We start from the raw sequence: 13,284 nt of genomic DNA on the forward strand, positions 1-13,284 counted from the left end.
CTGGGTGTCCCTTTCGGGCACCGCCGGAAAGCTCTCACCCTCTGAGGCGGCGCGAAACACGATGCATCCGCCCGCGCTGCCCCGCCGCGTCACTGCCCCTTGAACAGCCCCTGGAAATGGCGCGAGACCGGCAGGCGCTCGCTGCGGCCCCGCAGCGTGAGCACCATCGTGCCCTCGTCGACCCGCAGCGCACTGGCGATGTGGTGGTGGTTGACGATGACCGACCGATGCACCTGCCAGAACTGATGGGCGTCCAGTTGCGCCAGCAGCTCTTTCAGTGGCGTGCGGATCAGCGCCTCGGCGCTGCCCTGCTCATCGTCGTAGACCACGCGGGTGTAGCGCGCGTCGGATTCGAAGTACACGATCTGCTCGACACGGATCAGCCGCACCTCCTTGCCGACGCTGGCCTGGATGACCGATGGCGGGGCCGGTTTGCGTAGACCGCCGCTGAGCTGGGCCAGCAGCGCCGACAGGTCGGGCGCGGCCGGACGATCCAGCCGCGAACGCACCCGTTGCACCGCCTGCGTCAGGCGGGTGACGTCGACCGGCTTCATCACATAGTCGACCGCACCGGCATCGAACGCGGCCAGCGCGTGGTCGCCGTACGCGGTGACGAAGACCACCGGCACTCGGCCATCGATGCGTTGCGCGACCTCGATGCCCGACAGGCCCGGCATGCGGATGTCCAGAAAGCAGACCTGCGGCTCGTGCTCGAGATAGGCATCCCAGGCGTCGACGCCGTTGGCCGCCTCGGCCACCAGACGCGCGCCGGGCCAGGCCTGGCGCAGCGCAGCGATCAGTTGCTGGCGCGGCGCCTCTTCGTCATCGGCCACCAACACGGTGACGCGGTCGTTCGTGTCGTCAGGGTTCACGGTGTACTCGTCAGAACAGTGGAGGGAGCCGGCGGCACCGGCAGGTACAAGGTGGCGACGCACCCGCCTTCTGGCGCGTTGACGAGCGTCAGGCGGGCACGCTCGCCAAACGCCTGGGCCAACCGCGCCCGGGTATTGGCCAGGCCCACGCGGCCATGGGCGATGCGCGTGCCGTCGGGGTCATCGGCCGGCAGCCCGGGGCCATCGTCGACGACCTGCACGGTGGTGGCGCCGTCGTCTTCGGCCCGGGCCTGCACGCGCACCTGCCCGCCGGACAGGCGAGGCGACACGCCATGCTCCACCGCGTTCTCGACCAGCGTCAGCAGCACACCGGGCGGCAGCAACGCCGCCGCACGATCGGGTGGCAATTCGACCGAGAACTGCAGCCGCGCGCCCAGGCGCGCCTGCATCACTTCAAGGTAGCGGCGCACCGCCTCGACCTCGTCGCAGAGGGGCAGCAGGCTGCGCTCGAACAGCGGCAGCGTGGCGCGCAGGTAGCCGGTCAACGACGCCAGCATCGGCCCGGCGCGATCGTCCCGCGTGTCCACCCAGTGCTGCAAAGAGGCCAGCGAGTTGAACAGGAAGTGAGGCTGGATCTGCGCCGTGGCCAGTTGGCCCGCGACCGCCCGGGTGCGGGCGCGTTCGTCCTGCTCGGTCAGGCGGGCTTCGATCTGCTGAGCGCGAAAGAAGCTGAGGAACCAGAAGCCCAGGCAGCTCAGCGAACAGAGGATGCCAAAGGTGGTGAGCATCCATTCCCGCGCTGCGCCGGGCGACATGCGCCAGCGCAGGCCGAGCGCGAACGTGAAGAACACGCCCATGTAGATCAGCGTCAAGACCATCAGGCGCCGCCGCGAAGGCCGCCACCAGAGCCACATCCCGGCGCGATAGGCTGCAAAGATCGCCGCCACCAGCAGGCCGGTCAGCCGCGGCACTTCGCCGTCAGGCGCCTGCTGCAGCAGGGCCTGTGCCGCCGGGGCGATCGAGATCGCGGTGATCATCAAGAAAGTGCGGGTCGGCCGATCGGTGCCGGCACGTGCCATCTCTTCGTCGGTGAACACCCGGGTGGGGCCGGGGTACCAGAGCTGGCTCCAATCGATGCGATCGGGCGATGGGGCGGGGGTGGACATGGTCAGTTCGCAGGGCGAAGGGGCAACGATGCGGCCGTCGGGGTGGCCGTCGGGGTGGGTGGCGCGGAGAGGGTGATTTCGGCGCACGCGCCCGATGAACCTTGGGGCGCTGCGTGCAGCCGCAGCCGCGCCCCAGAGCCGAAGCGCCGAGCCAGCCGCTCGCGCGCATTGGCCAGGCCGATGCCTTCGCGCCAATCGGGCGCGGGCCCGGCGCCGTCGTCGATCACCGCCAACCGGAAGCGCTCAGGCACGGCCTCGGCCTGCAGCCGGATGCGGCCGCCGTGCAGCTGGGGGCCGATGCCGTGCTCGATCGCGTTCTCCACCAGCGTCAGCAGCAGCCCCGGCGGCAGCGGTTGCGTCAGCGCCTCGGGCTGGACCTCGATCTCCACCTGCAAGCGCTCTCCGAGCCGGGCCTGCATGATGGCCAGGTAGCGCCGCGCCAGCCCCAGCTCGTCGGCGAGCGTCACCTCGTCGCGCGCCATCAGCTCGGTCGAGCCGCGCAGGAAGCCGGTCAGTTCACGCAGCAGCGGGGCTGCGCGGGGGTCGCCCTCGTCCAGCCAATGCTGCAGGGCCGCCAGCGTGTTGAACAGGAAGTGCGGCTGGATCTGCGAGCGCAGCGCCGCCAGGCGGGCCTCGGCCGCCTCGCGCGCCGCGGCATCCCGCTCCTGCTCCAGGCGCAGGCGCTGCATTTCGCGGTCGAGGTGGGCCCGGCCCCACTGCGCCACCACCACCTGCACCACCGACACCAGCGCAATGGGCAGCAGCCAGGCCAGCCAGCGCCAAGGCTCACCGCCCCCGTGCCACAGCGCGATCTGGATGACCGCGGCGGCACCCAGGATGCCGTTGGACCACCAGAACTCGCGCCGCAGCCGGGCCAGGGTGCCATGCGGCTGGAACCAGGCCTGCACCATGGCCAGCAGCATCGCGATCGCCGCCGGGCCGCTGACCAAGACGGCCAGCCAGCGCGGCACGCCGCCGACCTCGGCCAGCCACCAGGCGACCAGCAGGCCGACCAGCAGCGCGCCCCCGGCACTGGCCAGGCCTGTGCGGCTCAACAGCCAGGCATCGCCTGCCCGCGCACCGGCCTGCTCGTCGGCCGACAGGCAGCGGTGCCGACGCCCCAGCAGCGCCAGCGCGCGTGCATGCCAAGTGGTGGTGGAGGGGGACGAAAGCATGCGGCGCAGTGTAGGCAGCCGCCCCGATCATCCGGCGATGCGGGCGGCGAATGCCCGGTCGGCCGGCATCAACCGCCGGCCAGCGCGCATGAACGGTGGCGCCAGCCGATCAGGGCAGCGGGGCGCCGTCGACGAACACCTTCAGCTCGCCGGCGCGGAAAGCCGTCCAACTCTCGTCGTTCGTCAGGGGCTCGGTGGCAATCACCGCCACCCGGTCGTTCGGCGTGGTGGCCTGGGCGAAGTCGACGCGCACGTCGTCGTCTTTCAGGCTGACCGTTCGAAAGGGGTGCTGTCGCACCAGCCAGTGCAGGTTCGTCGACGCATGCGCCCACAGCGCCCGGCCGTTGGACAGCAGCATGTTGAAGGTGCCGTGCCGGTGCAGCTCGGGCACCAGCTCGGCCAGCGTGCGGCTCAGCTCGCCGATCTCGGGCACGCCGGCGTGCGCCTTGGCCAGCTCCTGCATCAGCCAGCAGAAGGCACGCTCGCTGTCGGTGTCGCCCACCGGCCGGAAAGCGGCATGCAGGCGAGGGTGAAAGCTCTTCAAGTCGCCGTTGTGGGCGAAGACCCAGTAGCGGCCCCACAGTTCGCGCACGAAGGGGTGGGTGTTCTCCAGCGCCACCCGGCCCTGGGTGGCCTTGCGGATGTGGGCGATGACGTTGTCGCTGTGGATCGGGTAGGTCTTCACCAGCTCGGCAATCGCCGAATGGCGGGCGCTGGCGTGGTCGATGAAGACCCGAACGCCTTTGTCTTCGAAAAAGCCGATCCCGAATCCGTCTTTGTGCTCGTCGGCACGGGTGGCCAGACCGGTGAAGCTGAACATCACGTCGGTCGGCGTGTTGGCATTCATGCCCAGCAATTGGCACATGGCAGGCGGCGTCGGCAGTTCGGGGTGGGCGAGAGCCTGTCGATTGTAGGCAGCGTCACCGCCACCCGGCCCCCGGGTTCGGACGCGGGTGTGGCGTCAGCCGGAGCCTGTAACCTACGGGCTCCGTCACATCTTCTCGGGGAATTGGGCTTGCCCACCGACGCAGCCGAAGAGCCTTTCGCCGGCCTGCCCTTCCGGGACGGCGCGCTGCGCGCCGAAGCTGAGCGAGCCCGTGTCGCCGTGCGGGCACTGCTGTGGGTGTCCGTCACGCTCGCGGTGCTGTTGTGCGTCTCGGTGCCACTGCAGCAGTGGCTGGGTGTGCCCACGCCGTTCGTGCGCTGGCGCCTGATGATCGGTGCCGTGCTGGTGGTCAGCGCCGCCGCGTCGATCCTGATCGTGCGCCGCGCCTCGCCCCAGGCGGCCGTCGGGCTGCTGCTGCTGACACTGCAGACGACGTTCGGCCTGTACGGCTGGTTCACCGGGCTGGGGTTGATGTCGGTGTTGCTGTCCGGCTCGGCCGTGCTGATCGTGCTGGCGGGGCTGCTCGCCCGCACGACGGTGGCCTGGCTTCTGGCGGCGTTGCAGGCGGCCATGTTGTTCGCCATCTACCAAGGCGAAATCCACCAGTGGCTGCCCGGTGCGGCGCAAGCCGTGCCCGGCGGCAGCCTGGGGCGGCTCAGCTCGCACCTGTTGCTGACCGCCGGTTCGCTGGCGGTGGCCACCATCCTCGGGCGGCAGCTCGGCCAGAGCCTGCACCAGGCGTGGACGAAAGAACACCGGTTGTCCGAATTTCTGCGCCTGAGCAGCGATTGGACCTGGGAAGCCGACCGGCGTGGCTACCTGACCTACATCTCGCCGGCCTTCGAGCGCCACACCGGCCGCACGGTGGCCGAGTTCATGCGCATCGACCAGCCCGGCGGCCCACGCATGGTTCACGATGCCGAATTCGCCGCCCTGGTCGATGACCTGCGCGCCAGGCGGCCCTACCGCGGCCGGGTGCTCACCTTTGAATGCGCCGACGGGCAGATCATCTGTGTGCGCGGCAGCGGCGAGCCGGTGATCGGCCTGAGCGGCAAACACCTGGGCTGGTGGGGTATCAGCCAGAACGTGACCGGCGAGGTGCTGGCCGCGCGCGAACACGAACGCTCGCGCACGCTGCTGGACAGGCTGGTGCGCCTGTCGCCCGATGCGATCGCCGTCGCCAGCCTGCGCGACGGGCGGCTCACGCTGGCCAACCCCAGCTTCCTGACCATGGGCGGCTACGACCGGCCCGAGGAAGTGGTCGGTCGCAGCGCGCTACAGCTGGGGCTGTGGCGCAGCCGTTCGGACGAAGAAACCTTGATCAACGCGCTGCGCGGCGTGAGCGTCGTGCGCGACCTGCGCACCCGCTTCTGGCGCCGCGACGGGGCGCCGCGGGATGCCCTGCTGACGGCCGCCCGCTTCGAGTGGGATGGCGAGCCGGTGGCCGTGATGGTCATCCGCGACATCACCGAGGTCGAGCGGGCGCGGCTGCAGGGCGATGCGATCCTGAACCATGCGGCCGTGGGCGTTGCGCTGGTGCGGGCCCGACGGGTCGAGCGGGTCAATCCGCGGCTGGAGCAGTTGCTGGGCGCGCCACCGGGCTCGATGGCAGGGCAGCCGGTCTCGGTGTTCTTTGGCGGCGACGAGGCGTATCACCAGTTCATCGAACGGCTGCAGCGGCGCCTGAGCGCGTCGCTGCCGGTCGAGCTGGAGCACGAATTCACCCGGCCTGACGGCACCCGGTTCCTGGCCCTGCTGCGCTCGCAGCTGGTCGACCCGCGGCAGGCCGACGAAGCCGGCGCGATCTGGGTCGTCGAAGACATCACCGAACGCCGCCGCGCCGAGCAGGCGCTGGCCGAAGCCAAGGCAGTGGCTGAGGCCGCCAGCGATGCCAAGAGCGCGTTCCTCGCGCACATGAGTCATGAGATTCGCACGCCGCTGAACGGCGTGCTCGGCCTGGCCCGGCTGATGGCCGTACCGGGCCAACCCGAAGCCCGGCGGCAGAACCACCTGCGCTACCTGATCGATGCGGCAGAGAGTCTGAACGCCATCGTCTCCAATGTGCTGGACCTGAGCAAGATGGAGGCCGGCAAGCTGCAGATCGAATCGATCGACTTCGACCTGCACGACCTGATCGACAAGGTCCACGGCGCGCACGTGGTGCTGGCCGAAGCCAAAGGGTTGGTGATGCGCCAGCTGATCGAGCCGGGCGTGCCGCGACGGGTGCGGGGCGACCCGCTGCGCCTGCGGCAGATCCTGTCGAACTTCATCGCCAACGCGATCAAGTTCACCGTGCAAGGCGAGGTGCTGCTGCGTGTGGCGGTGGCCGAACCCGGCCGCTTGCGCTTCGAGGTGGAAGACACCGGCATCGGCATCGAGCCCGAGGTGCTGGCGGGCCTGTTCCAGCCCTTCGCGCAGGCCGACCATTCGACGACCCGGCGATTCGGCGGCACCGGCCTGGGCTTGTCGATCGCCCGCGAGCTGGCCCAGCGCATGGGCGGCGAAGTGGGCGCCCGCAGCGTGCCCCAAGAAGGCGCCACCTTCTGGGCCGAGCTGCCGCTGCCGTCCACCGACCGTCAGGAAGACCGGCCGACGACCGGGCTGGATGGCCAGGTCCAGCCGCTGCGCGGCCTGCGGCTGCTGGTGGCGGAGGACAACCCGGTCAACATGCTCATCGCCGCCGAGATGCTGTCGCGACTGGGGGCGAGCGTGAGCCCGGCGCACGATGGCGACGAAGCCGTCCGGGCCTGCCGAACCCACCCGAAAGCCTTCGACGTGGTGCTGATGGACCTGCACATGCCGGTGCTCGACGGACTGGAGGCGGTGCGCCGCCTGCGGGCCGACCCCAGCACCTGCGCGCTGCCGGTGGTGGCCTTCAGCGCCGCAGCGCTGGACCACGAGCGTCAGCAGGCCCGCGCGGCCGGCATGGACGACTTCGTCGGCAAGCCGATGCAACCGGACGAGCTGGTGCGCGTGCTGTCACGCTGGGTCAAGCCGGGCGCGTGACGCGGGCGCCCCCGCTGCAACCGGGCAGGGGCTTCGTCTGTCGGTGCGGTCCGACAGACAGTCCGCTTGCGCGCCGGCAGACGCCCGCCCGCCTCACCGCCAGACTGCGGCAGCCACTTCGCAGGACGCCGCCATGCCCACGCTGCCGCCCTTCTCGCCCCGCGTCCGCCCACCCCGGCGAGGCGCTGTCGCGCCGCGCGTCTTGAGGCGGGCTTGGGCCTGGGCTTTCGCGCTGGCCCTGCTCGGAACCGCCTGCGCTCCGATGCCACCCTCTGTGGCCCGCACGGCCCCCGTCTCGGGGCCCACCGCACCGGTCGACATGGAAAGTGCGCAAGGGCCGGTCTCCCCGGCGCGCAGCCGCCAGATCGTGAACCGGCTCAAGGCCGAGCCCGGCCCCGACAGCATCCTCGACCAGCATCTGCAGGTCGAAAGTGCTGTCACCGGCAGCCCCTTGGTCACCGGCAACGCGGTCACGCTGCTGCAGGATGGCGAGGCCACGTACCGCGCGATGTTCCAGGCCATCGCCGCGGCCCGGCACCACATCAACCTCGAAACCTACATCCTGCAGGACGACGAAGCCGGCAATCGCTTCGCCGACGCCCTGATCGCCAGGCGCCAGCAGGGTCTGCAGGTGAATGTGCTTCACGACGGCGTCGGCACCTTGGAAACGCCCACCAGCTTCTTCGAGCGATTGAAGGCGGCCGGCATCCAGGTCGTCGAATACAACCCGGTCAACCCCTTGCGCGCCAAGGCGGGGTGGGACGTGAACGAGCGCGACCATCGCAAGCTGCTTGTCGTCGACGGCGAGGTGGCCTTCCTGGGCGGCATCAACATCAGCGCTGTCTATTCCGGATCGGCCGGCTCGGCGCCGTTGAAGAGGGGGGCGCGCCGTCCCGCCGCCGAGAACGACGCCGAGCAGCGCCCCTGGCGCGACACCCATCTGCGCATCGAGGGGCCTGTCGTGGCCGAACTGCAGAAAAGCTTCCTGGAGGTGTGGGCCGCGCAAAAAGGCCCGGCCCTCGACGCCGCACAGTACCTGCCGGCCCGCCCCAAGGCACGGGGCCAGCAGGTGGTGCGCGCCATCGCCAGCTCGCCCGACCAGGGCCACAGCCCCATCTACGCAACGCTCATCTCATCGATCGAGCACGCTGAAAAGCGCATCTGGATCATGATGGCCTACTTCGTGCCCGACCCTCAGTTGGTGGCGGCGCTCAGCGCCGCGGCGCAGCGGGGCGTCGAAGTGAAGCTGATCCTGCCGCGCCACAGCGACGCCAAGCTGGTGCTGAGCGCCGGCCGGGCGCAGTACGGCACCTTGCTCGACAGCGGGGTGCAGATCTACGAGCGCCGCCACGTGCTGCTGCACGCCAAGACCGCAGTCATCGACGGCGTCTGGTCCACGGTCGGCTCGTCCAATCTGGATTGGCGCAGCTTCGTGCACAACCTGGAGCTCAATGCGGTGGTGCTGGGCAGCGAATTCGCCGAGCAGATGGAGCAATCGTTTGAACGCGATCTGGCGGTGTCCGATCGCCTGAGCCTGCAGGCGTGGCAGGAGCGGCCGCTGCGGCAGCGCGTGGGCGAGTGGATCGGCCAGTTGCTGCAGTACTGGCTCTGAAGCGGGAACCGCACCCGCCCTGCAGCCAGCGATCCACCCCCCCGCGTTTCACCCTGTCGGCAACGGGGCCGCAAACCTATACTGTGACGAAGCCTGCCGGCCTGCGGGTGCCTGTCGTGATGCGCGTCGCCGGAGGCGTCGATTTCGACTTCTGCCACGCCGCTTGGGCTGCGCGCCAGCCCGGACAGGACTCGCTTTGCTGCAGCATCGATTCGTCGCGGTCGCCGCGCTGGCGGTGACATGTTCGTTGCGCGCCGCGCCCGCCGAGGTGCTGGACTACCGCATCGAGCCCGGTGACACCTTCATCGGCGTGACCGAGCGCCTGCTTCGCCCCGGTACCCGATGGCAGCAGTTGCAACGGGCCAATCCCGGCATGCAGCCGTTGCGCCTGCCGCCCGGCCGCACGCTGCGCATCCCCGCCCAGCTGCTGCAGGAAACGGCGGAGATGGCCGAGGTCATGCACGCGCACGGCAGCGTCACGCTGGAGCGCGCCGGGGCGCCGCCGGTGGCGCTGGCCGGTGGCGAGCGCCTGCGGCGTGGCGACCGGGTGCGCACGGGGGCCCAGTCGTCATCGACCCTTCGTTTTGCCGACGGCGCCCGCGTGCTGGTGCGCCCGCTATCGGACTTGACGATCGACAAGACGGTGCGTTGGGGCCAGGGCGGCCCGGTGCAGACCGAGCTCGGGCTCGATGCCGGCAGCGCCGACAGCCTGGTGCCGCCCGCGGCCGGCCCGGCCCAACCCACGCGCTTTCGCATCCGCACGCCAGTGGCCAACCTGGGGGTGCGGGGGACCGAGTTCCGCACCAGCGCCGAGCGCGACCGCACGCGGCTCGAAGTGCTGCAGGGCACGGTCGCGCTGCGACCCGGTGCCTCGGCCTCCGGTGGCGAGCGTCGCGCCCGGCCGGCGGCGGACCTGCCGGTCGCCGCCGGCTTTGGCGCCATCGCCTCGCCGCAACAGGCCACGCCCCCCCAGCCCTTGCTCGGGCCGCCCGACCTCACGCCGACACCGTCGCGGCTCGAGCGCATGCCGGTGAGCCTCGGCTGGCCGGCGCTCGCCGGCGCCAGCAGCTACCGGGCTCAGGTGTTCGACGCCGCCGGCACCGAGGTGCTGAGGCTCGACGGCCGTTTCGACCAGCCGCAAGCGCGCTGGCCCGACGACCTGCCCGATGGCGCCTACGAGCTGCGGGTGCGCGGCGTGGCCGCCGGGGGCCTGGAGGGCCGGGATGCCCGCCATCCGTTCAAACTGAAGGCGCGGCCTGAGCCGCCGCTGCTCAACACGCCCGCTGCCGATGCACGCCTGGCCTCGCCGTCGATCGATTTCAGCTGGACGCGCAACCCGCAAGCGGCACGCTACCGGCTGCAGGTGGCAGACGACGCGGCCTTCGGCACGCCCCGAATCGACCGCGATGACCTGTCTGCCACGGGTGCCAGCCTGGAGTTGCCGGAAGGCACCCATTGGTGGCGGCTGGCCAGCGTGCGTGCCGATGGCGACCAAGGGCCCTGGGGTGACGCGCAGCGCGTGACCCGCGTGCCTCAGCCGCCCCCACCGCCGCCCGAACCGCCCGAATCCACCGACAGCGGCATGAAGCTGCGTTGGGGCGCCGGCGCGCCGGGCACGCGCTACCAGGTTCAGGTCTCGCGCGATCCCAGCTTCGCCGCGGTGCTGCACGACGAGCGCGTCGAGCAGCCCTCCTGGCTGTTGCCGAAGCCCGAACCCGGTCGCTACCTGGTGCGGGTGCGGTCGATCGACGCCGAGGGCTTCGAAGGCCCGTTCGGCACGCCACAGGAAATCGAGGTCCAACGCTCGCTGTGGTGGCTGATGTTGCTGCCCCTGGTACTGCTGCTGTGACGATGCCCTGGCGGCGCGCCGCCGCGCTGTGGTGGGTGCCGGTGGGCGCCTGCCTCGTCGGGCTGGGGCTGCTGCTGCCGGCGAGCCGGCCTTGGTCGCGTCCGCTGCTGGATGCTCAGCAACGCCTGCTGGCCCCGGCCGGCCAGGCCGAGGGCGTGGTGGTGATCGACATCGACGATGCCTCGCTGGCCGCGCTGCGCGACACCTTCGGCCCCTGGCCCTACCGGCGCGGCGTGTACGCGCTGCTGATCGAGCAGCTGCGTGACGCCGGCGCCCGCGCGATCGCCATCGACCTGCTGCTGGCCGATGCGCACGAAGGTGACGCGGCGCTGGCCCGCACGCTGGCCCGGCCCGGCGCCCCGGTGGTGCTTGGGGCGGCCGGCCTGCGCCACGGTGCCGACGATGCCCCGCCCCCCGCCCGGGCAGCGGCTGGCGACGGCGCGGAGCCACCGGCGGCCGCCATCCCCGCCGAGCCTTGGCCCACGCTGGCGCTGCCGGCCCGCAGCGTGTGGCCCGCCCCCGACACCCCGCCGCACATCGGGGTGATCACCACGCCCCTCGACGACGACGGCCAACTGCGCACGCTGCCGCTGTGGCACGAAGCGCACGGCCGCCGCTGGCCGGCCATGCCGCTGGCGGTGTGGCAGGCGACGCACGGCCCAGGTCAACCCGAAGCGCCGCTCACCTCGGACGGCCGGTTGTGGCTCGCGCTGCCGGGCCCGGCGGCTGCCCCCCCGGTGTTGCCTTTGGCCCAGGCCATGGCCGGCTCTTCGCTGCTGGACCAGGCCGTCAACGGTCGGGTGGTGTTCGTCGGCAGCAGCGCCTTGCTGGCCGACACGGTGATGACCAGCGGCGGGCAGGTCACAGGCACCACCGTGCTGGCCCAGGCCTATGCCGCCTTGCGTGACGGCACGATGCTGGCGCCCGCGCCCGTGGGCTCAGCCGCGTGGCTGCTCGCGCTGGGCTTGGTGCCGGCGTTCTGGACGGCACGTCGGGGTCACGCTTCGCTTGGCCGGGACGCCGCACTCGCGGCCGGCGCCGCGCTCGGGGTCGCCGGCATCGGCGCGGCGGCGCTGTGGGCCTGGCGCATGCCGCTGGACGTGATGCCCGCCTGGGGCGCGCTCATGGCCGGCCTGGGCCTGGCGGCGGTCGCGCGCCAACGCTGGCTGGCCCAGCGCCAGAAGCAGCTCGAGTACGAAAACGCCGTCACCGCGGCAGCCAGCCAGGCCAAGAGCGAGTTCCTGGCCAACGTCAGCCACGAGATCCGCACGCCGATGAACGCACTGCTGGGCGTGGCCGAGCTGCTGGCCGAAACCGAGCTGTCGCCGGCCCAGCGCCGCCATGTCGAAGTCTTCCGGCAATCCGGCCAGGCGCTGCACGACCTCATCAACGACCTGCTCGACATCTCGAAGATCGAAGCCGGCCGGTTTGAACTCGACGATGCCCCGTTCGCGCTGCGCGGCCTGCTGGAGCAACTGGTGTCGCTGATGCAGCCGCGCGCGGTGCAAAAGGGCTTGCTGCTGAGCCTGCACAGCAGCCCCGACCTGCCGGCCACGGTGGTGGGTGACCGCAAGCGCCTCGAACAGGTGCTGCTGAACCTGCTGGGCAATGCGGTGAAGTTCACCGCGGTGGGCCGCGTGACGCTGTCGGCCAGCCTGGAGCCCAACACCGCGGCCGACGTGCGTTTCGAGGTGCGCGACACCGGCATCGGCATCGTGCCCAGCAAGCTCGACACGATCTTCGAGCCCTTCACCCAGGCCGACACCAGCATCACCCGCCACTACGGCGGCACCGGGCTGGGCCTGGCCATCACGCGCAGCGTCGTCCGCCTGATGGGCGGCCGCATCGAGGTGCAAAGCCAGCCGGGCGAGGGCAGTTGCTTCGTCGTCGTCGTGCCGCTGCGGCCGTGCACCGATGCAGCCTCCACGGCCGAGGCCCACGAGGCCGCCACCGAGGGCCACGCAGGCCGAGGCCCGCGCCTGCTGCTGGCCGAGGACAACGAGGTCAACGTCTACCTGTTCGAGGCCATGCTGCAGGGCAGCGGGGCGCTGATCGACACCGCCCCCAACGGCCCGACGGCGCTGGAGATGGCGTTGCGGCAACGCTACGACCTGATCTTCATGGATGTTCAGATGCCCGGGCTGGACGGCCTGACCGTCACGCGGCGCCTGCGCGACCACGAGGCCACGCACGGCCGGCTGCGCACGCCGGTGATCGCGCTGACCGCCAACGCCTATGCGAGCGATGTGCAAGCCAGCGCCGCCGCGGGATGCGACGGCCACCTCAGCAAACCCTACACGAAGCAGCAACTGGTGGCGCTGGTCGCGCGCTGGGCCACGCCGGCCGGCGCGCCCGCGATGACGCCGCACCCCGCGCCGCCCCTGCCCGCCGACGCCACCCCGGCGAGCGTCATCGACCACGATGCGGCGCTGGCGCGCGCAGGCGGCAACGCGGCGGCGTGCGAGCGCATGCGGGCCCACGCGGCGGTGTTCGTACCCCAATGGGCGCGCGACTACGAGATCGCCCGCGCGGCCAGCCAACCCGAGCGCCTGCGCGCCCTGGCTCGCGATCTGGCCACCGTGGCCGAAGGCATTGCCGCCCACGACTTGCTCGTCGCGGCACAGCGGCTGGAAACGTCACTGTCGCACGATGATCCGTCACTGGCGCAGGACGCGTCCAACCAGGTGATGGCGGCCCTGGGCCCCGTCATCGTCGCGCTGACGCGCCACAGCGGCGCAGCGGCATTGAGTTGAAGGG

8 protein-coding genes are annotated in these 13,284 nt (G+C 71.3%); 4 read left to right on the plus strand and 4 right to left on the minus strand.

What is annotated here, in order from left to right:
* Positions 1–89: 89 nt before the first annotated feature.
* From AACH06_RS08685 to AACH06_RS08700, 4 genes are all read right to left on the minus strand, one after another.
* A complete protein-coding gene (locus tag AACH06_RS08685) occupies positions 90–872 on the minus strand; it encodes a LytR/AlgR family response regulator transcription factor (protein WP_341425259.1) in 783 nt (260 codons plus the stop codon).
* Positions 869–1,999 (minus strand): sensor histidine kinase, encoded by a 1,131-nt coding sequence (locus AACH06_RS08690; protein WP_341425260.1) that lies wholly within the window; start codon positions 1,997–1,999, stop codon positions 869–871. Before AACH06_RS08690 ends, AACH06_RS08685 begins: the two co-directional genes overlap by 4 nt.
* A 2-nt stretch (positions 2,000–2,001) precedes the next feature.
* Positions 2,002–3,174: a sensor histidine kinase gene (locus AACH06_RS08695; protein ID WP_341425261.1), complete on the minus strand. Its 1,173-nt coding sequence runs from the start codon at positions 3,172–3,174 to the stop codon at positions 2,002–2,004.
* A 109-nt stretch (positions 3,175–3,283) separates the two neighbouring features.
* On the minus strand, positions 3,284–4,039 hold the full coding sequence (locus tag AACH06_RS08700; protein WP_341425262.1) for a class II glutamine amidotransferase: 756 nt from the start codon (positions 4,037–4,039) through the stop codon (positions 3,284–3,286).
* 150 nt (positions 4,040–4,189) lie between these two features.
* On the opposite strand from AACH06_RS08700, the gene AACH06_RS08705 reads away from it, so the two are divergent.
* The 4 genes from AACH06_RS08705 (at position 4,190) to AACH06_RS08720 (ending at position 13,280) form a co-directional block, all read left to right on the plus strand.
* Positions 4,190–7,066, plus strand: a complete 2,877-nt coding sequence (locus tag AACH06_RS08705) for a PAS domain S-box protein (protein WP_341425263.1) — start codon at positions 4,190–4,192, stop codon at positions 7,064–7,066.
* Between the two features lie 262 nt (positions 7,067–7,328).
* A complete protein-coding gene (gene cls, locus AACH06_RS08710; protein ID WP_341425264.1) occupies positions 7,329–8,678 on the plus strand; it encodes a cardiolipin synthase in 1,350 nt (449 codons plus the stop codon).
* Positions 8,679–8,874: 196 nt separating this feature from the next.
* Positions 8,875–10,527, plus strand: coding sequence for a FecR domain-containing protein (locus AACH06_RS08715; protein ID WP_341425265.1), 1,653 nt, complete (start codon positions 8,875–8,877; stop codon positions 10,525–10,527).
* Positions 10,528–10,529: 2 nt separating this feature from the next.
* A complete protein-coding gene (locus AACH06_RS08720) occupies positions 10,530–13,280 on the plus strand; it encodes a CHASE2 domain-containing protein (protein ID WP_341425532.1) in 2,751 nt (916 codons plus the stop codon).
* The last annotated feature ends 4 nt before the right edge of the window (positions 13,281–13,284 follow it).

Source organism: Ideonella lacteola (assembly GCF_038066555.1).
GTDB lineage: Bacteria > Pseudomonadota > Gammaproteobacteria > Burkholderiales > Burkholderiaceae_C > Ideonella > Ideonella lacteola.